General features: G+C 62.8%; 18 protein-coding genes. 10 read left to right on the top strand and 8 right to left on the bottom strand.

All coding sequences use genetic code 11. The features are described from left to right. The first annotated feature begins 28 nt into the window (after positions 1-28). Both G3N59_RS01415 and G3N59_RS01420 read left to right on the top strand, forming a co-directional pair. Entirely contained in the window at positions 29-547 is a 519-nt protein-coding gene (locus tag G3N59_RS01415; protein WP_205980687.1) for a hypothetical protein, read from the top strand. Beyond that, entirely contained in the window at positions 544-1,368 is an 825-nt protein-coding gene (locus G3N59_RS01420) for a patatin-like phospholipase family protein (RefSeq protein WP_205980688.1), read from the top strand. The genes G3N59_RS01415 and G3N59_RS01420 overlap by 4 nt, the downstream gene beginning before the upstream one ends. A 1-nt stretch (position 1,369) precedes the next feature. On the opposite strand, the gene G3N59_RS01425 is transcribed toward G3N59_RS01420, so the two are convergent. Continuing rightward, entirely contained in the window at positions 1,370-1,663 is a 294-nt protein-coding gene (locus tag G3N59_RS01425; protein WP_205980689.1) for a hypothetical protein, read from the bottom strand. A gap of 390 nt (positions 1,664-2,053) precedes the next feature. On the opposite strand from G3N59_RS01425, the gene G3N59_RS01430 reads away from it, so the two are divergent. The 3 genes from G3N59_RS01430 to G3N59_RS01440 are packed head-to-tail and all read left to right on the top strand — an operon-like array spanning position 2,054 to position 4,558. Next, positions 2,054-2,827: a DUF4118 domain-containing protein gene (locus G3N59_RS01430; RefSeq protein WP_205980690.1), complete on the top strand. Its 774-nt coding sequence runs from the start codon at positions 2,054-2,056 to the stop codon at positions 2,825-2,827. Position 2,828: 1 nt separating this feature from the next. Continuing rightward, positions 2,829-3,758: an alpha/beta fold hydrolase gene (locus G3N59_RS01435; RefSeq protein ID WP_241023113.1), complete on the top strand. Its 930-nt coding sequence runs from the start codon at positions 2,829-2,831 to the stop codon at positions 3,756-3,758. A 38-nt stretch (positions 3,759-3,796) separates the two neighbouring features. Continuing rightward, entirely contained in the window at positions 3,797-4,558 is a 762-nt protein-coding gene (locus tag G3N59_RS01440; RefSeq protein ID WP_205981059.1) for a MipA/OmpV family protein, read from the top strand. 17 nt (positions 4,559-4,575) lie between these two features. Here G3N59_RS01440 and G3N59_RS01445 read toward each other — a convergent pair whose 3' ends face one another. After that, complete coding sequence (locus tag G3N59_RS01445; protein WP_205980691.1) at positions 4,576-5,547, bottom strand: aliphatic sulfonate ABC transporter substrate-binding protein; 972 nt, start codon at positions 5,545-5,547, stop codon at positions 4,576-4,578. Between the two features lie 265 nt (positions 5,548-5,812). On the opposite strand from G3N59_RS01445, the gene G3N59_RS01450 reads away from it, so the two are divergent. The 3 genes from G3N59_RS01450 to G3N59_RS01460 all read left to right on the top strand — a co-directional run bounded on the left by G3N59_RS01450 (position 5,813) and on the right by G3N59_RS01460 (position 9,499). After that, positions 5,813-7,315 carry a sugar ABC transporter ATP-binding protein gene (locus G3N59_RS01450; RefSeq protein ID WP_205980692.1) on the top strand — a complete coding sequence of 501 codons (1,503 nt, stop codon included), beginning with the start codon at positions 5,813-5,815 and terminating at the stop codon, positions 7,313-7,315. A 134-nt stretch (positions 7,316-7,449) separates the two neighbouring features. Continuing rightward, positions 7,450-8,385 carry an ABC transporter permease gene (locus G3N59_RS01455; protein ID WP_241023142.1) on the top strand — a complete coding sequence of 312 codons (936 nt, stop codon included), beginning with the start codon at positions 7,450-7,452 and terminating at the stop codon, positions 8,383-8,385. Between the two features lie 118 nt (positions 8,386-8,503). Next, positions 8,504-9,499, top strand: a complete 996-nt coding sequence (locus tag G3N59_RS01460) for a substrate-binding domain-containing protein (protein ID WP_241023143.1) — start codon at positions 8,504-8,506, stop codon at positions 9,497-9,499. An 82-nt stretch (positions 9,500-9,581) separates the two neighbouring features. On the opposite strand, the gene G3N59_RS01465 is transcribed toward G3N59_RS01460, so the two are convergent. Further along, positions 9,582-9,944 carry a cupin domain-containing protein gene (locus tag G3N59_RS01465; protein ID WP_205980695.1) on the bottom strand — a complete coding sequence of 121 codons (363 nt, stop codon included), beginning with the start codon at positions 9,942-9,944 and terminating at the stop codon, positions 9,582-9,584. Between the two features lie 202 nt (positions 9,945-10,146). On the opposite strand from G3N59_RS01465, the gene metE reads away from it, so the two are divergent. Further along, a complete protein-coding gene (gene metE, locus G3N59_RS01470) occupies positions 10,147-12,441 on the top strand; it encodes a 5-methyltetrahydropteroyltriglutamate--homocysteine S-methyltransferase (RefSeq protein ID WP_205980696.1) in 2,295 nt (764 codons plus the stop codon). Between the two features lie 107 nt (positions 12,442-12,548). Continuing rightward, positions 12,549-12,767 carry a hypothetical protein gene (locus G3N59_RS01475; protein WP_205980697.1) on the top strand — a complete coding sequence of 73 codons (219 nt, stop codon included), beginning with the start codon at positions 12,549-12,551 and terminating at the stop codon, positions 12,765-12,767. Between the two features lie 11 nt (positions 12,768-12,778). Here G3N59_RS01475 and G3N59_RS01480 read toward each other — a convergent pair whose 3' ends face one another. The 5 genes from G3N59_RS01480 to G3N59_RS01500 all read right to left on the bottom strand — a co-directional run bounded on the left by G3N59_RS01480 (position 12,779) and on the right by G3N59_RS01500 (position 21,221). Beyond that, positions 12,779-13,636 carry a helix-turn-helix transcriptional regulator gene (locus G3N59_RS01480; RefSeq protein WP_205980698.1) on the bottom strand — a complete coding sequence of 286 codons (858 nt, stop codon included), beginning with the start codon at positions 13,634-13,636 and terminating at the stop codon, positions 12,779-12,781. Between the two features lie 33 nt (positions 13,637-13,669). Further along, positions 13,670-14,227, bottom strand: coding sequence for a carboxymuconolactone decarboxylase family protein (locus tag G3N59_RS01485; protein WP_205980699.1), 558 nt, complete (start codon positions 14,225-14,227; stop codon positions 13,670-13,672). Between the two features lie 93 nt (positions 14,228-14,320). Further along, positions 14,321-16,699 carry a tetratricopeptide repeat protein gene (locus G3N59_RS01490; protein WP_346777835.1) on the bottom strand — a complete coding sequence of 793 codons (2,379 nt, stop codon included), beginning with the start codon at positions 16,697-16,699 and terminating at the stop codon, positions 14,321-14,323. A gap of 95 nt (positions 16,700-16,794) precedes the next feature. Then, positions 16,795-18,978, bottom strand: a complete 2,184-nt coding sequence (locus G3N59_RS01495; protein WP_205980701.1) for a glycosyl transferase family protein — start codon at positions 18,976-18,978, stop codon at positions 16,795-16,797. Beyond that, positions 18,975-21,221 (bottom strand): cellulose biosynthesis cyclic di-GMP-binding regulatory protein BcsB, encoded by a 2,247-nt coding sequence (locus tag G3N59_RS01500; RefSeq protein ID WP_205980702.1) that lies wholly within the window; start codon positions 21,219-21,221, stop codon positions 18,975-18,977. Before G3N59_RS01500 ends, G3N59_RS01495 begins: the two co-directional genes overlap by 4 nt. Positions 21,222-21,961: the final 740 nt, after the last annotated feature.

Here is a 21,961-nt window from a genome sequence, read left to right on the forward strand (position 1 = left end):
AGCGGCACCTCTCCCGAAGGTTCTCACCATGATGATGAAAATCAAGCGAGCCTTGATGCTCGCCGTTGGCATTTGCGCGCTCGTCTCTACGGTTGCGTGTACCACCACCGCGCAGCAGAACGTCGCGACGCTTGCGGCGCTCGCGCAATCGAATGTCGAAAAGGCGTGCACGGTCGTCCAGCCCGTGCTGCTCAACCTGAGCGCTTCCATTCCCGGGGACGCGAATCTAAAGCTGCTTGCGACCGATAACGGGCAGCTCTGCGCGGCAGTGGCGTCACTTGACGCGACGAACGTGCAGGGGCTTGTCAACACGGTGATTCCGAGCGCTATTGCGTTGGTCTCGCTGTTGCCGATCGATACTGCGACGGCCAATACGATCCGGCTCGCGCTTGGCGCTGCATCGCTCGCGCTTTCCAACTGGTTGGCGGTGAACGGAACCACGTCGAGCACGACGTCGTCGGCAGCAGCATCGACGGCCGCTGCAGCATCGGCGGCGGCTGTGGCGACCTCTGCAAGCGCCGCAACTGCAGCGGCGCCCGCGCAATGAAGCCGCTGCGCCTCGCGCTAAGCGGCTCGGGGTTCAAGGTGCCGGCGCACGTCGGCGCCTTGCAGGCGGTAGCGGACGCCGGCTTTGAACCCGTCGAGCTCGCAGGAACTTCCGGCGGCAGCATTGTCGCGGCGCTTGCCGCTTGCGGGATGTCACTCTCGGATATGAAGACGCTTTCGCTGACGTTTGACTGGTCAGGGATGCTGTCCTTCAGTCCGCTTGCGGCACTCCGCCTGCGCGGTTTCTGTGACGGCGCGCGCCTGCTCGCGTGGTTGCAGGATCATACGGGTGGCCGTACGTTCGGTGACCTGTCGACGATGCTGACGGTAGTGGCATCAGACGTAGCGAGCGAAGCGGCATTCGAGTTCTCGCGCGCCACGACGCCGGGTGCGGCGGTCGCGCAAGCCGTTCGCGCGTCGACGTCGATCCCGTTCGTGTTCGAGCCTGTGAAGTTGGGCGCGGCGCTGCTGGCGGACGGTGGGATGGTCAACAACATCCCGGTCGACCGTCTGAAAGTCGACGAGGTGCCCCGGCTCGGCGTGCAGCTCGTCAGCCAGGATCTTCCCCTGCGTCCGGAGCAGTCGCTTTCGCCGGTGCAGTTCTCGATGCGGCTGATTGACCTGATGCTATCCGCCTGTGAGTCGACACACGTGACGGCCGGGCAGGCGGCGGGTGCGCATATGGCGTTCGTCGAGACAGGCTATGCGTCTACGCTTGATCGGGCGATGCCGCTCGAGCTGCGCCAGCGACTCTTCAACGATGGCTATGCAGCGGCGAAGGCTGCACTGGCCATGTTGCCCGAAGCCTCCCCCACGACCTGATTTACCTTTCCCTGTCCGGGGCAGACTTCCCCATCTGCCTCGGTGTCAGTGGATCGGTCAGGCAAGGCTCGGCGTTGAGTTCCTGCTCGAACAGATCCCATACCCCACCGGGCGTATTCGCCCGACCCACACTCGTTCCGATCGCATCGCGCACGTGGCTGATGCGCTGGATCGACGAACGCAGCCTGTGAATCTCCCAAAGCAACCGCTGGACGACCGGCGTCGGATTTTCGTCATAGATCTGAGCCAGCTCTTCGGCAGTCAGCGGCGCGCGATGTCTGTGTGCCCGTCCCATGACGCTCCCCTCCAATACTGTGAATGCATACAGTATAGAGCGGTGGTGAGGGCAGGGGCTCCAACAGACATGGGTGATCCAAAACCCCCTTGTAAGTGTTTGATTCTATTTGTGCTTGTATGTGTGTTTCAGACCCACACAAAGTGTTTCTAAAACTCACGTAATTCATTGAAAAATTTAAGGAAAGTGCTTCAATGGTGCCTGTAATCGGTGGTAATATACGCGGCCGCGAAGGAACCTCGCCGCACCTGCCAGCCATTGGCCAGCCATCTTGCGCCGCTCCTTCCTTACACAGATTACAAAGAGCGCCATCGGCGATATTCGCTGCGCTGGCCGCTCACCTGGCACTTCTCGTATCGGCCCGCCAAAAGAACGGGGCCCTGAATAAACATGAAACTCCGTAATGCCCGACTCTGGGCACCCCGAGGCCCGCGCCGCTGGTGCTATGCCGCCGCCGCGCTTGCGATTGCGAGCGTCGTGCGCATTGCGCTGCATCCGTGGCTCGGTCCGATGATGCCGGGCACGGCGTTCTGTATCGCCGCCTCGCTGGTCGAGTACTACTTTGGACTTGCGCCCGCGCTGACCGTCATGTTCCTCGGTCTCGGTATCGCCGATTATCTGTTCGTGCCGCCTTACGCCAATATTTCCGTGCTCGATTTTCATGACACGGTGCTGCTGGTGTCGTATCCGCTGGTCACGCTGCTTGTCATTACGCTGATCGAGCGCCTGCGCCGCGAACAGTTTCGCGCGCAACTGATTACCTCGGTGGCGCAATCGCGCTATGAAATGCTGCTGCGCCACGACAACGAGCGCGCGCTGGCACGCCGCGCCGAAGACGAAACGCATCGCCTGCTGCGCCATCTTGCGCAGCACCACGAAGGTTTCATCATGATCAAGGCGCTCGAGCGCAACGCCGCGCAGCGCGCGAGCGTGGGGCAAAGCACGGCGGCGCTGCCGGCCGCTACGGAAGTGGCGCCGGGGCCCCTATACGACGCCGTGCATCCCGAGGACATCCAGCGTCTGAGCAATACGTTGTGGCCGGGCCATCATCGCGTGCGTCTGCGTCGCGCGCAGAATGAACGCGAATTCAGGATGACGAACTGTAACTGCGAGCGTTTCACTACGCATGCGGGCGATTTCCTCGTCCTGCGCACGGAGGACTGAGATGGCGACTGCCGAGATGGAACCGGCCGTGCGCGAAGCGGCCGCCCTGCGCCCGACGGGCATTTTCAGCGAAGGTGACGGCCATGCCGTGCTGCTGTTGCACGGGCTGTCGAGTTCGCCGATCGAATTGCGCTACCTCGCGCGCTATCTGCAGAACGAAGGCTTCACCGTTTGCGCACCGCTGATCGAAGGTTATAGCGCCGGCTCGAAAGAGAAGACCATGGAACAGTGGGTCGAGGCCGCCGCGCGCGAATTCGACGCGCTGGCCGCGCGTTACGAGCGCGTGTCGATCTGCGGCCTGTCGATTGGTGGCGCGCTGGCGATGCGCCTGATTCGCGAGCGCCCGGGCGCGCAGTCGCTGGTGCTGCTTTCGCTGACACTCGCGTATGACGGCTGGGCGATTCCCTGGTATCGCTTCCTGCTGGACTGGGCTTACTACACGCCGTTGCGCCATACCTATCTTTATCGCGAATCGGAGCCGTTTGGCGTGCGCAACGAAGCGCTGCGCAAGAAGATCGCGCGTGCCATGCAGCGCAATTCGTTCAGCGAAGTGGGGCCGTCCACGATCGCGCTGCCCGCGCTGCATCAGGCGTTGCGTCTCGCGCGTGCGGCGCGCAAGGACGTCGCGGCGATCGAGAACGATACGCTCGTGATTCACGCCATCGACGATGAAACCTCCAGCCCGCGTAACCCGCGCTATGTGATCGATCATATTGGCGCGAATTTCCTGCGCACGGTCTGGCTCGACGATTCGTATCACATGATCACCTCGGATAACGAGCGCGAAATCGTTGCGCGCGAAACTACCCTGTTTCTGCGCGAGAGCGAAGTGGCGCACGGCGCGCGCGATGCGCAGAACCAGCCGGTGGTGTCGAAGGCGCTCGCGCGTCGTTTGCGCCAGTTGGCGGCAGTGGGAAGGAAGAAGGCGTGAAGCTATCGAATCTATTTAAAGCGCTCGCGTGTGCGGCCGTGCTCGCATTCACGCAACAAGCCTACGCCGACGACGCATCGTCGCAAAGCGATAGCAGCACGACGCCAGCCGAATCGCCGTGGAAGATCGCTATCGGGCCCGGCGCGTATTTCGCGCCGCAGTATCCGGGCTCGCGCCATATGAAGGTCTATCCGTTCCCGGCGCTGGATATTTCGTACCGCGATCGCATTTTCTCGCAGGGGCCGGACGTGCTCGGCATCAACGTGCTGACCTCGGAGAATTATCACCTCGGTGCATCGCTGAGCTTCGATTTCCAGTCGCGCACGGCATCGGATGATCCGCATCTGCGCGGCCTCGGCAACGTGGACGACGGCCCTAAACTGCGTATCTTCGGCGATTACACGGTCTGGGCCTTTACGGGTGCGGTGGCGGTGTATCAGGACATTTCGGGCAATGGACAAGGCACGACGGCCAGCGCCGATCTCTATGCGTCATTGCCGCTGCAGGGCTGGCTCTTTTCAGTCGGCCCTGGTCTCACGTGGGCGAATGCGGTGTACACGCGCACGTTGTTTGGGATTTCGTCGGCGCAAAGCACGGCCTCGGGATTGCCGCAATATGCCACGGGTTCAGGCATTCGCGACGTGCATATGACGTTCTACGCCACGCACGATTTTTCGAAGCATTGGGTCGGCTCGGTCAACGCCACGCTGGGGCGTCTGGAACACTATGCTGGCGGCAGCCCGATCACCGAGCGCCGCCGCGAGCTGACGACATTCGCCGCGCTCGATTACCGCTTCTAAAGCGGCGTTTTCCGCGTTTAAACGAACACCTCGGGATAAACGAAACGCGCGACATCCACGCGCTCTTTCACCAGCCCGAGCGTGTGAAACGTATCGACGATATCCTGCTGCTCCTTGACGATATCCGGCGTGACAGCGACGGTGGTGTAATTGCGCCGTCCGGTCGCGAGCTTGAGCACATCGGGGCGCACGCCTAATTGCGGCGCCAGCAGATTCGCGGTGTCCTGCGGATGATGCTGCGTCCACGCATTCGCTTTCGCCAGTTCCTGAAACAGCACGCGGATCACCTGCGGGTTCTGCTTGACGAATTCGGGCCGCGCCAGATGAAAGGTGCGGTTGTTCGACAGACCCGTGCCGTCGCGCAGCACGCGCGGCGAAGTGGCAAGCTGCTGGCCGGCGAGAAAAGGGTCCCAGAGCCCGGCGGCATCGACATTGCCCGAAAGATATGTCGCGCTCACATCTGCCGCGCTCGTTAAATAAACGGGCTGGATATCGCTGTATTCAAGCCCCGCTTCGTGCAGCGCGCGCACCAATAGATATTGCACATTCCAGCCGCGCCCAATCGCCACTTTCTTTCCCTTCAATTCGCGGATCGAGCGAATCGGTGAATCGGCCGCCACAAAAATGCCGATGCCCTTGGGATAAGGCTGTTCCGCGCCCAGATAGACCGCATTCACACCCGCAGCGTTGGCGAAAGCCGAAGGCGTATCGGCCGCGTGGCCGAAATCGAGTGCTCCGGCGTTGAGCGCTTCAGTCAGTTGCGGCCCAGCCGCGAATTCCGCCCAGCGCACGTTCCAGTCGAGCGGCTGCAAGGCGCGCTCAAGACTGCCAGTGCCCTTGAGAATATTCAGCGTATTGAACTTTTGATAACCAATGCGCAAAGTGCGCGATTCGGCGGCCTGCGCATTCGCGATGAATGCCGGAACGGTGGCGGCGCCGAGCGCGCTTGCGGAAAGCTGGCGGATAAACTTGCGTCTGCTGTGTTGCATGATGTCGTAATCGTCGATTGAATAAGTTATTCGCGGCGCTGACTCATTACTTCTAGCGCGAGTGGCTTTGTGCCGATTTTATGGACGGCTCGCAGCGGATCGAACCAAGCGTTTCGCATAACCTTATCGGGCCGTTGGCATAGCGTCATATCCGCACTCGATGCTTTAGCAAAAGCACGCGCATGGATATGAGCATCGCTTCGTTGGGCGCACGATATCGGCTCGCTACGATGGACGCCATCATTCATCGTGGAGCCGCCGTCTCATGTCCGCCGCCGTCTTTACCGCCCGCTCGATCGCGAAGCGCTTCGGCGCGACCGTTGCGCTCGCGCGGCTCGATCTGACGATCCACGCGGGCGAAATCGTCGCGCTGATGGGCGCCAATGGCGCGGGCAAATCCACGCTTGTGAAGATCGTCAGCGGCGTGCAGCCGGCCGACGAAGGCGCGATGACGCTCGACGGGCAAGCCTATGCGCCGGGTTCGCCGCTGGCCGCGAAACGCGCAGGCGTGGCCACGGTCCATCAATCGATCGCCGATGTGGTCGTCCCTGCGCTGCCGATTGCGGACAACCTGCTGCTCGACGAATTCTGCGGCGGCGTGGCGGCGATCTGGACGCCGCGCGCCCGCCGCCTTGCCCGGGCGCGCGAACTGGCGGCACGCGTGGGCCTTGATGACGTCGATCTCGACGCGCCACTCGGCACGCTCTCATTGGCGTCGCAACAGCGCGTGGTGCTGGCACGCGCGCTGGCTACGCGCCCGCGTCTGCTGATCCTTGACGAACCTACGGCCAGTCTTTCCGCCGCCGAAGCCGAACGTTTGTACACCTTGATCGATGGCCTGCGCGAAGAAGGCGTGGCTGTGCTGCTGGTTTCGCACCGGCTGGCCGATCTGCGCAGGCTGGCTTCGCGCGTGGCGGTCGTGCGCGATGGCCGCATCGTTGCCGTGCAGGACGTGAAAGACGCGCCAATCGATTTCGATGCTGCGCTGGAGACGATGATCGGCAGGCGTTTGCCGGTATCGGGCACCGCTGCGCAGCAAAGCGGCGCGCGTGAGGCGAAACCGGCGCTGGAATTGCGCGGCTTGCGTCTGGGGCCGCAAACCGATGCCTTCGATCTCGACATGCGCGACGGCGAAATCGTCGCCGTAGTCGGGCCGGTGGGCGCAGGCAAAACACGGCTGGCGCAGGCGATTTTCGGCGCTACGCGAGCGAGCGCGGGCACGATGCGTCTCTACGGCGAACCGTGGCGGCCGCGCACGCCGCGCGATGCGATTCGTGCGGGCGTTTTCATGGCGGGCGAGGACCGCTGGCGCAGTTCGCTGTTTCCCGATGCAGTGCCGTTCGCTTCCGTGGCGGGCACGATCGGCTTTCCATTTCTGCCGCGCTGGAGCCGCGCGGGCGTGGTTGGGCGCACCCACGAGCATGAGGTTGCGCGCGAGGCCATCGAGACGTTCGGCATCCGCTGCACCGGGCCCGAAGACCGCGTGGCGCGTCTTTCGGGCGGCAACCAGCAGAAGGTGTTGCTTGCGCGCTGGCATGCCGAACCGGCACGGCTGCTGCTGCTCGACGAACCGTTTCAGGGCGTCGACGCAGGCGCGCGCGCCGATATCGCCGCGCATCTGCGCCGCCGCGCGGCGGGCCGCGCCACGCTGGTATTCGTGAGCGATCTGGAAGAGGCGCACGAGGTCGCCGACCGCATCGTGCATTTCGATCGCGGCACGGTGGAATACGTCGATCAACAATCCTTAGATATCCTGAATCAAGTATGAGGCCCGTTACCGTGAAAACCGCCGCATCCACGCTTGCCAACGACCTCGCACCCGCCCATGCCGATACGGCTTCGCGCCGCCGCGCCGCGCTTGCCTGGATCGAACGCCTGAGCCTGCTGGCCGTGCTCGCCGCGATGATCATCCTGTTCGCCGTGCGCGAACCGGCCTTTGTGAGCGTCGACAACCTTTTCAGTATTCTGCAAGCGGTATCGATCGTGGCGCTGCTCGGCATAGGCGTGACGATTACGCTCGCGGCCGGCGGCTTCGATCTTTCGGTGGGCAGCGTGGCAGCGACGGCGCAAATGGCCGCAAGCTATGTACTGGTCGTGTGGCACGGCAATGCGTGGGAGGCCGCGGCGGCCTGTCTCGTACTCGGCGTTGCTGCGGGGCTGTTCAACGGCGTGCTCATCACGCGCCTGCATGTGCCCGATCAACTCGCGACGCTCGGCACGCTGTTTCTGCTCGCGGGGCTGCAACTGATTCCCACGGGCGGGCGTTCGCTCGCCACAGGCACGATCCTGCCCGACGGCAACGAAGCAAGCGGTACGTTTCCGGCCGCCTTCCTTGCACTCGGCCGTGCGCGACTGTTCGACGTCGTGCCTGCGCCGGTGCTGGTGCTTTTGGTGCTGACCGTGCTGGTTTCCGCCGTCATGGCGCTCACGCGTTGGGGACGCGTGATCTATGCGATCGGCGGCAATGAAACGGCCGCGCGTCTGGCGGGCGCACCGGCTGCGCGCTATCGCGTGGCGGCTTACGTCGTGTCTGGCGCGATTGCGTCATTGGGCGGTCTGCTGATTGCGGCGCGCGTGGGGCGCGGCGACGTGAGCGCAGGGCATTCGCTGTTGCTCGATGCCGTAGCGGCGGCGCTGGTGGGGTTCGCCGTGTGGGGCGTAAAGCGGCCCAACGTGCCGGGCACGGTGATCGGCGCGGTTTTTGTGGGCGTGCTGCTCAACGGCCTGACCATGCTCAACGCGCCGTATTACCTGCAGGATTTCATCAAGGGCGCGCTGCTGGTGGTCGCACTGGCATTCACGTTCAGCATTGGGCATCGCGGCAGCACACATCGATAGAAAACCAGGGAATCCTGACGATATCAAGAGGAGCAATATAAACATGGCAAAGCACGGTACGACATCTCGCAGCGCGCTATCCCGCGCAATCGGCACGCTCACGCTCTGCGCAGCGGCCATGTTGAGCGCGGGCGTGGCCCACGCGGGCGCACTCAAAGGCGCACCCGCGCCGTTCGACAAGGGCGGCGTGAAGATCGCGCTCGTCAATTACCTGTCCGAAGGCGACTTTTTTCAGGCCTACGAGGCGGGCGCGCAGAAACAGGCGAAAGCGCTCGGTATCGATTTGCGCATCTACGAGGGCCGCCAGGATGCAGCGCAGCAGCGCGACCAGATCCAGCAGGCAATCAACCTGGGTGTCGCGGCGATCATCGTGAATCACGGTTTGCCGGAATCGCTCAAGGATGTCGTGCAGCAGGCGCTCGACAAGGGCATCAAGGTCGTGGCTTTCGACGTCGATCTCGCCAATCCGCGCGTGCCGCAGATCGAGCAGAGCGACCACGATCTGGCCTCGCTGCTGCTGCAACAGGCGGTGAAGGACAACGGCGAAGCGTTTTCGGCGGGCTATGTCTATGTGGCGGGGTTCGCGCCGCTCGATCGCCGCGACGCGGTCTGGCAGGCCTTCAAGAGCGCGCATCCGAAGGTGCACGAGCAGGCGCGTTGGGGCACGGTGGATAACCCGATTGCGCAGTCGGTGGCGAATCAGGCATCGGCCGCGTATCGCGCGCACCCGGATATCCGCGTGGTGATCGCACCGTATGACGAATTCGCGCGTGGCGCGAGCCTGGCGGCGGGCGAAGCGAATCTCTCGGGCAAGCTGCGCATCTATAGCGCCGATATTTCGACAGCCGATATCGAGGCGATTCGCGCGCCGAACAGCGCATGGGTCGCCACCGCGGCGACGAATCCGGCGGTCGTGGGCGCAGTATCGGTACGTGCAGCGGCGCTGGAAGTGGCGGGGCAACCGCTCGATCATCACATCACCGTAAAGCCCACGCTGGTGACGCGCGACGACCTTGTGAAGAACGACATTCACACCATTGCGGAGCTGGGCGCGAAGTTTCCGGCATTTCGCGTGAGCACCGCAGCAACGGCGGGATGGATTCCGGTGGATTGAAATCGATCGACGTCAGATGGCACGCCGAAAAGCCCTGGGCCATGACTGGCCGCAGGGCTATTTGCTTTCTACGCGCTGTGCTTCAGGCCTTGAATTCAACCGAAACAAACACTTTGCGGCAGCGTTCGACCACTTCCCACGTGCCCTTGAAGCCAGCCGGAATCAGAAAGCGATCGCCGGCGCGCACGGTACGCTGTTCGCCGGATTCGTCGCGCAGAATCGAAACGCCTTCAAGAATCTCGCAGTACTCGTTTTCCGTGAAATTCACGGTCCATTGACCGCACTCGCTTTCCCAGATCCCAGTGGAGAGCTGGCCGCAGGCGCTCGTGAAGTGCATATGGGCAGCCTGGCGCGGCACACCCGAGATAACGGCTTCGGGTTTCGGCTCCCATTCGAGCGTTTCTTTGGCGGGCTGCGAGTAATCGACGATGTCCTGAATACGCATGATGATCCGGGTAGTGAAGGGACCAAAGTGATAACCCGACAAAAATCCGGACGCAAGCTCATCGCCTCCAGGGATTCCATGAACATGAAGGAATCTAATGAATCAATGAAATAAGACCATTTTTCTTCATATGCGTCTGTCTCTATGATCGCTGCCATTCACAGCTTTTGTTCCTCGCAACCTTTATTGAATGGCACCCGGCATGGTCACGACACATAATCTCGGCTTCCCGCGCATCGGCGCGAAACGCGAACTCAAGTTCGGCCTCGAACGCTACTGGAAGGGGGAATCGTCGCGCGACGAACTCAAGGCGCTCGGCGCGCAACTGCGTGCGCGTCACTGGAGCGATCAGCGCGAACTCGACCTCGCGCCTGTCGGCGATTTTGCGTTCTACGACCAGGTGCTCGATATGAGTTTTACGCTCGGCAACCTGCCCGCGCGTGTGCAGGACTTTCATGGCGATGCGCTCGACAATGCCTTTCGCGTGGCGCGCGGCCGCTCGGCGACAGGTGCGCAAGCCCACGCAGGATGCTGCGGTGGCGTTGCCGCCGGTGAAATGACGAAGTGGTTCGACACGAACTATCACTACATCGTGCCTGAATTTACGGCCGATACGCACTTCACGCTGGATGCGTCGCGTCTGGTCGAACAGCTTGCCGAAGCTCGCGCGCAAGGCGTGAACGCCAAGCCGGTGATTGTGGGACCGGTCACGTATCTATGGCTCGGCAAGGCGAAGGACGATTCGGACAAGCTGGCGCTGCTGCCGCGCATTCTGCCTGCTTACGCCGCGCTGCTCGACGCGCTGGCGAAGCAGGGCGTGGAGTGGGTGCAGATCGACGAACCGGTGCTCGTGACCGAACTCGACGATGCGTGGCAGCAGGCCTTCGTGACGGCCTACGATGCGCTCAAGACGCGTGAGGTCAAGCTGCTGCTGGCCACGTATTTCGGGCAATTGCAGGGCAATCTCGATCTGGCTGTCGAACTGCCGGTTAATGGCCTGCATATCGACGCGATCAACGCCCGCGAAGAAGTCGCGCTGGCCGCGCAAAAGTTACCTGCGCAAAGCGTGCTGTCGGTGGGCGCGATCAATGGCCGCAATATCTGGAAGACGGATTTGAATGCGGCGCTCGAATGGCTGGAGCCGCTTGCACGGCAACTTGGCGATCGTCTGTGGATTGCGCCGTCGTGTTCGCTGCTGCATGTGCCCGTCGATCTCGCCAGCGAACAGAAGCTCGATGCTGAAATCCGCTCATGGCTTGCATTTGCGCTGCAAAAGCTCGATGAAGTGAAGGTGCTGGCCATTGCCTTGAATCACGGCCGCGAGAAGGTTGCTGCGGAACTCGAAGCCAACGCTGCTGCCATTGCTACGCGTCGCAATTCGCCACGCGTGAATAATCCTGCTGTGAAATCTGCGCTTGCGAGCATCGACGCCAAACTCGGAAATCGTAAGCATGACTATGTAATTCGTGCGCCGAAGCAGGCAGCGATTCTCAACCTGCCTGCGTATCCCACTACTACAATCGGCTCGTTTCCTCAGACCGCCGAAATCCGCCAGGCGCGGAGTCATTTCAAGGCTGGCGCGCTGGATCAAGCCGGATATCAGGCCGCGATGCGCAAGGAGATCGAGCGCAGCGTGCGCGAGCAGGAGGCACTGGAACTCGACGTGCTCGTGCATGGTGAAGCCGAGCGTAACGATATGGTCGAATACTTCGGCGAGCAACTCGATGGTTATGCGTTCAGCCAGTTCGGCTGGGTGCAGTCCTACGGTTCGCGCTGCGTGAAGCCGCCCATTTTGTTCGGCGATATCAGCCGCCCGAAGGCGATGACGGTCGAGTGGATCACCTACGCGCAATCGCTCACGAACAAGCCGATGAAAGGCATGCTCACGGGCCCCGTGACGATCCTTAACTGGTCGTTCGTGCGCGACGACCAGCCGCGTTCGGTGTCGTGCTACCAACTGGCATTGGCGATTCGCGCAGAAGTACTCGACCTCGAAAAGGCGGGCGTGCGCGTGATCCAGATCGACGAAGCCGCGTTGCGCGAAGGTCTGCCGCTGCGTCGCGCACAATGGAATGAGTATTTGCGTTGGGCGGTCGAATCGTTCCGCATCACGGCCAACGGCGTGCAGGACGAAACGCAGATCCACACGCATATGTGCTATTCGGAATTCAACGACATCATTGCGTCGATTGCCGATATGGATGCGGATGTTATTACCATCGAGACTTCGCGGTCGGATATGGAATTGCTCGACGCATTCGATCACTTCAATTATCCGAATGAAATCGGGCCGGGCGTGTATGACATTCACTCGCCTAATATCCCTGGGCAGGATCACATCGTTCGGCTGATGCAGAAAGCGGCGGAGCGTATTCCGGCGCAGCGTCTGTGGGTGAATCCGGATTGCGGTTTGAAGACGCGTCAGTGGGAGGAGGTGATTCCGGCACTGACGAATATGGTGGCGGCGGCGAAGACGTTGCGGGCGCAGGTGCAGTAAGTTTTCGTTGGCCATTGACGGGCAAGGCGTGCGCAATAGGGTTTTCCTGGTGCGCACGCCTTGTCTGAGAGTTTAACGATATCCACGTGCATGGGAGTGCGCGAGCGATGCCTGAAGAATATCGATTCGATGTATTTGGCCGCCAGATGGCGATCGTGAGAAGCGAAAGCGGGTGGGTGGCGTACCTGATCGGCACGGAAGGCAAACGCCGGCGCGCGGCCTTCGAGATTCCCGATTTCATCGCTGCCGATGAGTTGATGCAGTATCTCGATGATCTCTTTCACGAGGATGCGAGCCCGCAGCGGCCCACTGTCGAGCGGCTTTGACGTTACCGCACTTATACGTCCTCGCCTCCGAACGCCTGCCTATGCCACGCCTCGGTTTCATCGTCGGCGGGAAACATGCATTCCAGCCGGATCTCCTGCGCGGCCACGCTCGTGGGCGTCCCCACGCTCGTCACCATCGAGAAATAGCGCAACACCTTGCCGTCGCGTTCGAAGCCGAAAGGCACAACCGGCAGCGCGGACGTGGATTCCGCAGGCGCATGATAAGCACGCCAGTCGCGCGGGACATCGGGATACGCCAGCAGTTCGTCGAGCAAGGATTGCGTGCCGCCATCGATCACATGGCCAATTGCCTCGCGATGCACACGTTGCAGCAGACTGCGCGCCACGTTCTCCCATTCGTGCACGAAAGGCCGCATACCCTGTGGATCGAACATCAGATGCAGCATATTGCGCGGCCCCGTGCGCGCATGCATGTCGATGAATTGCCCGAAGAAACGCGGCGCCGCTTCATTGGTCATCAACACATTCCAGTAGCGATCCATCACGATCGCCGGATACGGTTCATGCTGACGCACCACGCGCTGCAACGCGCGAATCACGCCCTGCATTTCCTGCGCATTCCACGGCGCTTCCGAATACATCGGCGCATAGCCTGCTGCGTGCAGCAGCGCATTGCGCTCGCGCAGCGGCACATCGAGTGTCTGCGCGAGTGTGAGGAGGGTTTCGCGGCCGGGCACGCTGCGGCCGCTTTCGATAAAACTGATCTGCCGCTGCGAAATGCCGGCCTGCAGCGAAAGATCAAGTTGACTGACGCCGCGCGCGTCGCGCCAGTAGCGCAGCAGCACGCCCAAAGCGTGACCGGTTTCGCGTGAACTGTGACGAGCGGCGTCTTTCATCGTGATGTCCATGAATCCTCGTGGAGGCTTCCGACTATAACGAATTCAGCGGCCGTTCGCCCGCCACGCGAACGCTTCGAATTGCGCTTCGAGCGCTGGTTGCGTGACGCTGCCGGTGTAGTTCGTAATGGTCGAAGCGGCCACCACTGCGATCACTTCGAGTATCTGTTCAGCGCTAAATCCAGCGCCAATAAAGCGCTGCTGATCCATTTCGGCGAGCCGTCCGCGCGTTTCGATCAGCGTGCGTGCCAGTGTAGAAAGTGCCGCGTCTTGCGCGTCGCGAGGCACCCCGCCGGCGCGGATCGCATCGACATCGGCATGATCGAGGCCTTGTTGCAAGGCGAGTGCGCTATGAAATGCGACGGCCCATTCGCTTGCGTTCGTCACCGCATTGGTGAGCAGCAGCACCTGGATCTGCGTCTCGCTGAAACTGCTGGCGTGAACGCGCTGGAACAGGCCGATAAAGCCGTTAATCAGCACCGGCGACGCCGCCATTTTTCCGGCGATATTCGGGATCACGCCGAATGCCTGCTGGAGTTGCTGCAAAACGGGTTGCGATTGTGCGGGCGCGTTGTCGATTGTATAGAGGGGAAAGCGGGACATGATGGCTCCTTGCCGTGGAGCGCGGCCGATTTAGCCGCGCGACAGGCAAAGAGTAGGCGCGTGGGCGCAGCGCGCCAATTACATCCGATGTCATCAATACGAGAACGTCGCGCCAAAGAACACACCTTTCGCGCGATCGTCGCCCGCCACGCGCACGCGATATTGCACCGAGACATCGACGAACGAGCGCGGCGCATCATAAGGGCCGCCGCGAAACCAGAAGCGCGCCGCCACGCCCGCGCCGATACCCACGGGCACGCTATGGTCGATCGCCGAATCGTAATCCGCGCCCGCCACCAGATGCGGGAACACCGTGAGGCGCGGGTCGATCGCATCGAGCCTGAAGGTGCGCCCGAGCCGTACATTCGCCGTCGCATAGGTCGAAGGATGCTCGATATAGTGGCCCACTTCGCCATATGCGATGCCCGTCCACCAACTCGGCACGTCCTGCCTCAACGTCGTGCCGAAACCGTCCGACCACGCCGCGCGCGCGAGCCAGTCGCCGCGCACGCTGGAGCCGATCGGCAGGATGCGCTCGAAAGCGAAGATCGCGTTGGTGGACGTGAAGGGCTTCACACGCGCGCCCAGCGCTGCCTGCAAGGTCTGCACGCCCGAAGGCGAATCGCCTTTGACGCCGAAGTTTTCATAGCCGCGCGCATAGAGTTCGAAGGCGCGTTCGCCGAGGCTGCCAAATGGACGCCAGTACGCTTCGGTGCCCGCTTGCCAATTGTTGGCGATACCGGGCGTCGGGTTGGCGACGAGGCCGTTCTGGATGCCGCCGCCGCGATAGTTGAGCGAGGCGTTGAAGCCCCAGTTGCGGGTGGCATCGGCGTGGGCGCTGCGGGCATCGGCGAGGGCTTGCGGGGTCATCGGCGTGGCGTTGTCGGCGTCCTGCGTGCCGTGGTCGATGGCGCGTTCGAGCCAGGCGGCGCCCTGCGCGTTATGGTGCGTCTGCAAGGCGGCGTAACCGGCGTCGCCGGTTGCGGAGGCGGGCAGCGCGCCTTGGGCATCGGCCTGGGCGAACGCCGCGTAGGCGCGCCGGGTATCGCCTGCGCGTTGCGCGAGGTACGCAAGCTGCAGCGGGTCCATGCCGTCGATTACGCCGTTGGCGAGCGCGTCGCGGGCGGCAGCGCGTGCGGCGCGAGAATCGCCGTTCGCAACCAGTGCGTCGATCAATTCCAGCCGATGCTGCGGATCGTCGGGCGTAGCGGCAACAGCGTCGCGCAGCGCAGCAACGGCCGCGGCGTGATCGCCTCGCGCCGTGGCTTCGCGCGCGGCGCGAACGTCCGCGAATGCAGGGTCGGCGGCGTAGAGATCGCACGCAGCGCCGAAGCGGTCGTCGTGGCAATCGAAGATCGGGCGCGCGAGCGGGTCGATGTCCGCCACGTTACGTTGCGCGTGTGACGCAAGCATGCGCTGGGCGCGCTGGCGTCGCAGGGCAATGACGGCGTCGGTATCGTCATGGGCCTTTTCGAGCGGTGCGAGTACGTCTAGCGCATCTTGAGGCCGATGCTGCGCCAACCGTACATCGGCGATGATGGCGCGTGCGGTGCGGGCATCGCGCGCGGCGCGTTTCGCGTCGTCGCTTTCCTGGTTATCCGAACTATTTTCTGAAAGCGTTATTGCTTGCGAAAAATCATCGTCCGCGCCATTTTCATGCTGGGCCGCGCGGGCATAGCCGCGTAACGTCCATGCGAGCGGATTCGTGCGGTCGTGCTGAATCGCCGCGCTGGCAGCGGTTTCTGCGTCAGCCAGATCGCCACGCGCGAACAGCACATCGAGCAGTTGCATTCGGAATGCGCTTCGGTCCGGTGCGTAAGTCACCGCTTGTTGCGCCAGCTTTTGCGCGGCATCCAGATCGCCGCGCTGGCGCGCGTCATAAGCGGCAATCGATACTTGCGGTGCGAGCTTTGCGCCAATAAATGCGAGCCGCGAACGCAGTTCTCCGGTCTCGCCAAAACGTGCCGATGCGTCCTGCGCGGCGCTCCACGCCTCGTCGTCGCGACCTGCTGCGGAAAGCGAATCGATCAGCAGATAGCGCAGCCGTTCGACATCGGGCGCGAGCGCAATAGCGTTCTGCGCATCGTCGATAGCGGCGTTGTAGTCCTTGCGTCCGTACGCGTTATAAGCGGCGCGTGCTTCTACACCGGCGCGGCCTGGCAGATCGCTCGCGCCGCCCGCACCGGCCGCCGCGATCTGCGCGCGCCTCGTGACCAGCGCTTCCATCGGCCCAAGATCGCGGATCGCATCGCTCAATTCGCGCTGTGCTTCATCGCGGTGTCCACCCGCCGCCAGTGCATTGGCGCGCAACACGCGTAACTCGGCCACATCGGGCCGCTGGCGTATGGCTTCGCTCGCCAGCGATGCACTTTCTTCATAACGGTGCGCGTCATACGCGGCATAGGCTTCGCGCGCGACCTGATACGCCGCGCCCGAAAGCGCCAAAGGCAGCGGATGATCGGCAAAAGCCACGGGGGCATGCAGGGCGGTGAGCGCTGCCAGAAGCCATCCGGCAGCGGCCGCGCGCGGCGCGCGGCGTTCGGTTGATCGTGCAGGTGCGGCGCGCGTCATCGGCCTCCCGTTTGCGCGTCGCGCAGTTGTTGTTGTGCGGCGATGGCGCTTTGCAGCGCTTCGCGCGAAATGATGTGGCGCGCCACCATGAAGTCTCCGATACGGCCATCGCGATCGGGGCGATATTCCTGCAAGGCGGCATCGAATCTAGCCCTTGAAACAAGGCCCATTTCGATCAGCAGGTCGCCCAGCAGCGGCACGCCGCGGGTGGCGCCCAATTCCACTGGAGAAAGCACGGCCACTTCGCCATCGGCATCTACGAGCAGTGGTTCTTCCACGCGGCGCAGAATGCGAAGTCCGGCCGTCACCTCGCTTTCGCGCACGATATGCAGTGCCACCGTGCGTTGCGTGAGTGCGTGCAGTTCGTCGAGCGCCGTATCGGTGAGCAGACTCGCGGCCACGAACACGGCATGACCGCTTTCGTCGATCCCTTGCGGCAGCGTGCGCAGACGCACGAGCACATCCACGGGCACCTGGTTAGCAGGGTCGTCAAGCCGCGCGGGCGCGAACTCGCCGCGTGGCAGATCGGTCTGGAACGCCACGGCTTCGGCGAGCGTTTCCTCGTCCAGCCAGCCATTGGCCATCAGCACGCGCCCGAGCGGTGCTTCTCGCGCATGTTCTTCGTGCAGCGCGCGCTCTAGCGTGTCTGGGTCAATCGCTTGCCACGAGACCAGCAGTTCGCCCAGCGTCTGTCGCGTATTGCGCAAGCCACCGGCGCTCGGGAAATCGTGCATCGTCTTGTCCCACGTGAGACGCTTGCCCGTGACCAGATGAATGAGAAACAGCCGCCACGCCCGCAGTGCCGCCAGAAAGTTGATGAAGTTGCTGATCACCAGACGCGGCACGGACAGCACGCCATGCTCCCAGCCATAAAGACGCGTCGTAAAGATCACGCGTTGCGTCACGCGCAGCAGCAGCGCAATAAAATTCGCCGTGAGCAGCGTACTCATCCACGGCGAATCGATAAAAGGCGAGGGGAACAGATCGGGCGTGAGGCCAAGCAGCGAAGCGATTGCGAACAGCGTGAACTGGATCACCAGCAGATAGCCCACCATGCCGACAAACGATGTCACGATGCCTTTGCGGTCGCGCATCAGCAGATAGCGGTTCGCCAGCGAGCCGGTCCAGCCGGTGATCGTCCAGCCTTGCAGGCCGATGCCGAGTGTCCAGCGTGCGCGTTGTCGATACGCAGTCCGAAGCGTATCCGGGAAATATTCGCGTACGCACAGCGGCATCGTCATGGTGACTTCACGCTCGGGGCCCAGGCCGAACCATGTCGTGCGATGCGTGACGAACTGCACGGGAAAGCGCGCGAAAATCGACTGCAACCCCATGCGCCCGATGCGCTCGCCGATGTCGTAATCCTCGGTGAGACTTTCGGTGTTGAAGGGTTGTGCTTCGGTATCGGCGATCAAGGCCAGCATGGCGCGGCGCGAGAAGCAGGTGCCCACGCCCGCCGATGGCACCGTGCCCACGAGACTTTCGCGCACCACCAGGTCTTTCGCGTGCCATTCCGCGAATTCATCCATATAGGTGCCCGCGACCAGCTCGCACCATTCGCGTTCGAGCGACGCCACCGGCAACTGGATCATGTCCTTGCGCGGCAGCAGGTAATTGAAGAACTTCAATTCGAGCGGATGCAATACGTCTTCGCTGTCGTGCATGACGATGCCCGCGAATTCGGTGCCGGCCTCGAATTCATAGCGGAAAATCGCCTGCACGATCCAGTTCAGACAATCGGCCTTGCAGGTCGGGCCATCGTGCGGCACTTCCACGCGATGCAGATGCTTATAGCGGTGACGCATGCGCTCGACTTCGGCGATGGTTGCCGCATCGTTCTGATAGGTGCCGACAAACACGCGATACGCGCGGTAATCGAGCACGCGCACCAGGTCCTCGATCATCGCGGCGATCACATCGTGCTCGTGCCACGCGGGCACCATGATCGCGAGCGGCTGCTCGCTGCGCTGCTTGAGTTGCGCGACGGTGAGCGGCTTGTGCTGCCGCTTGACCGTGAAATGGCGCACCGTTTCGCGAATCCAGTACCAGAGATCGATAAACAGATCGTCGAGACTCGAAACCAGAATGATCGCCGACACGATGAAGGCCGCGTGTTCGAGCCACTGGTAATACTCCGCGAGCGCGATGCGCCCATAAAAGCCGAGCGTGGCGAGCATCATGGCTTGTCTCGCGGCGGCGCATTTTTATTGACGCCATTTCCATCGCTATTGCCATTACCGTTGCTCGCGCCGGTCGGCGGTTGTTGGGCGGCGGCGCGGCGTTCTTCGCTGGTCTGTGCGGTGCGGCGCTTGCGGGCGAAGTGCGCGATGACGATCAAGGCGAGCAACAGCAGCATCAGCGCGAACGGAATGCCCCAGCGTGTCCAGTGGTGCGTGACCCATGCCGTGCTGCCCGTGCCTGTCGCGGCGAGATCGTCGGGATTGATGGTGTCGAAGCGCTTGAGTACGCCGGTGCTGTCCACCACCGCAATGTTGCCGCGCGAGAGCTGGAGCTTGTCGGTGAGCACGGGCGCGGTGCCTGTCGATCGATAGACGATGCCGTGCGCGTCGCCCGAGGTGCCCACGCTCAGCACCGCGAGACGCGAAAGGCCGGATACGTCGATGAGTTTGTCGCCCTTGGTCGAGTCCAGTTGGAGGCGGTCGGGCGAGAAGGCGACCGGGTCGCTTTCGTCGGCCAGGCCGACATCGGTGGCGAGGAACGGTCCCGTGGGATGCGCAGTCTGGCCATTGGCGACGACTTCGAAATGCGCGGGCAAGGGTGCCACGCCCGCGGCGCCCGTGAGCACGGCCAGACGCGGCACGCTATGCAGCGCATCGTTCAGATACGCCTGCGGCACGATCACCGTGGCGGACGATGCATAGCGCGCGGCCATGCCTACAAAATCGGCGCCTGGCGTGCCGTCCGCGAGCTTCAGATAGCTGCTGGGCAGCACCGCCACAGGATAGGACTGGCGCGCCTGACAACCCGCGTCCGGCTGACGTCGGAAGGTCACGCGCAGATTGTTGGTGCGTGCGAGCGCGTAACGCGGAATCTTCAGGCGCAGACGTTCGCGATGCCCATCCACATCGAGCAGTTTCGCGCCGATCATCACGTCGTTGAAATAGACCGTGGCCGTGGCGGCGCCGTTGGAGAGCGTGGGCGACGCCGCGAGATCGAGCACGACTTCGTCGGGCAGCTTTTTTTCGCCGGATGCAGCGGCCAGATCGAAGCTTGCTTCCCACGAGTCGATCGAATGCACGTCGACGCTACGTGGTTCGCCGCCGAGGTCGGAAAGCAGAATGGTGTCGCCGTGCAGGTGCGCGCCCGGATCGATATGATGCACCACCACGCGCTGCGATACGTCGATGGGACGCCAGCTATGCGCAAGCACGCTCGCGCCCGCGTTGTCGCCCACCACGATCACCGCGCGGCCGCCGTAGTGCGCCACGCGTGCTTCACCGGCCGCGAGCGGCGCGACGATCTGCGCGGCGGTGTTGGCGCGCCAGGCGTCGAAGCCGGGCAATGCGCCAGGCGCATTCGTGGCCACCTGGGCGCGCAAGGCGTCGAGCGCGGCGTTGAAGCGCGCGCGCAAGGCGGCGTCGGCGAGCAGCACGTCGGGGCCGAACGCATTGCGCGGCGCGAGCGCGAGCAATGCGCCCAGTTCGGCTTCGCTGGCGATGACATGATGGCTCGCATCCGGCGCGCCGAAAGCCGTTGCGAGCGCATCGAATGCGGGGATCGCACGCAGCGTGGCGGGTATCGCGCTTGCGTCCAGGCCGCTTAGATCGACGGGCTGGCCCACGGCGGGCACGGCCTGCATGGTGGGCCGCTTGCCGTCGCGCTGGAGCAGGGCATCGGTGCGCCAGGCCGTGTCGAGCGAGGCGGCGTCCAGATGCGCGCCCGCTACCGTTAGAACGGGCGCGTAAGGCAGCGCGCTCCATGCGGTGCGCAGATCGCGCACGTCGGCGGGATCGAAACGGTAGCTCAGGCGCGTGGAGGGATCGACGCGCAACACATTGCCGATGGCGGTCTGATCGGTACAGACGTTGTCGTTGATGACCGATGCGTAGCCCAGGCCCAGCCGCACGAAGCCCACGGAACGCGCTGCACCGTCCACGCCCAGATTGACGCTCACGCCGCCTTCTGACTTGTCGAGCGCGCGCGAGGCGACCGGCGAGCCATCGAGCGAAAGCAGCATGGTGGTGCGGCCGCCATCGCCGCGCACGTAGCCGCCGTCGAATTGCAGCGTGGCGTCACTGATCGGTACATCGGCGGGCACGGGCAGAAAGAACTCGCGGCGCGTATCGGGCGCGGTGAGCGTGACGGCGCTGAGCAGACCCAGCTCGCGCAAGGTGACGACGCGCGTGACCGGAACGCTGCGGTTCAGTTGCGCAAAGCCATCTGTCACGGCGTCGGCTGCCATGGCTGACGTGTTGATTAGTATGCCGAAGCAGATGGCGGGGAGAATGAGCGCGCGCGGCGCGCGATGCGTGCTGGAGATCAAGTGCAGTTCTCTCGGGACGAGTTGGACCGGCAACGGACCGCGAGTCCGTCGCAAGGAGCAGGCGCGGCGTTAGAACGCGCGCTTGCGGCGATCAGTCAGTGAGTCAGAACGATGCGTGCAGCGGTGCAGGCTGCACGCAAGGCAAAGGCGGCGCGTGGGCGTGCACGCACATCGGCCTGTCGTTGCGCTGGGCGCGCGACGCGAGAGAAGGGGCTGCTGAATGCTGGTGCCGGGCCCCGAAAATCATGCCCGGCCGTACTGCAGAAATCGACCGCGTAGTGTAGTGCATGGCGTCGCCTCTGTTTTATTCGTATTGGGTAAAATATTAATCGGTGACGAATGGATGAAGCGATGCGAACATGTAAAAAAGTTTTTCAGAGAGACTTTCAATAATATGAACGATTAAACGAAAAGGAAAATCTTGCGATAAAAAATGGACTAATCTCAGGTGTTCAATTGTCGATTGGGAAAAAACTTCCGCACGTCATTAAACTGGCAATTCAGGTGCATCATTAGCCGCCGATAAATATGACGAATGCCCGGCGTAGCGGAGCTTGTGCGGAATAAGGGCGAGCGTTGTCGCAGCGAATGCGCGATTGCGTTTCGCTTTTTCGACAAGGAGTGAGCGCATAGCGGCGAGTTAATCCTTGGTGGCGCGC

Source organism: Paraburkholderia sp. Ac-20340 (genome assembly GCF_017104965.1).
In the GTDB taxonomy this organism is placed as follows: Bacteria; Pseudomonadota; Gammaproteobacteria; order Burkholderiales; family Burkholderiaceae; genus Paraburkholderia.